Source organism: Pseudomonas sp. HY13-MNA-CIBAN-0226, assembly GCF_040310305.1.
Classification (GTDB): domain Bacteria; phylum Pseudomonadota; class Gammaproteobacteria; order Pseudomonadales; family Pseudomonadaceae; genus Aquipseudomonas; species Aquipseudomonas gregormendelii.
On the sequence record NZ_JBEOPS010000422.1, the window covers coordinates 1 to 254 of the forward strand.

General features: G+C 57.1%; 1 protein-coding gene. It reads right to left on the reverse strand.

Features of this window, described 5'->3' with window-relative positions:
* Positions 1–254 (reverse strand): chromate transporter (locus AAEZ05_RS29350; protein ID WP_350650135.1); only part of this gene is annotated, 254 nt, incomplete at both ends.

The window sequence follows — 254 nt, forward strand, 5'->3', positions numbered from 1 at the left end:
GAACAAAGCTATTGCCGCTGCGATGGCGATCAATGCAGAAGGCCAGTCGAGGTTGCCGCTGAAGCCCTTCGGCCAAAGCACGTGATAACCGAAGAAGCACGCCAGATTAAGGATCACCCCAACTACGGCGGCGGTGATGGCGGTAAGCGGGGCAGTAAACTTGATTTCGTTGTGGGTCGACTCAACCAGGGGGCCACCCGCAAGGATGAACAGGAACGAGGGTAAAAAGGTGAACCAGGTCACCAGGGCAGCTG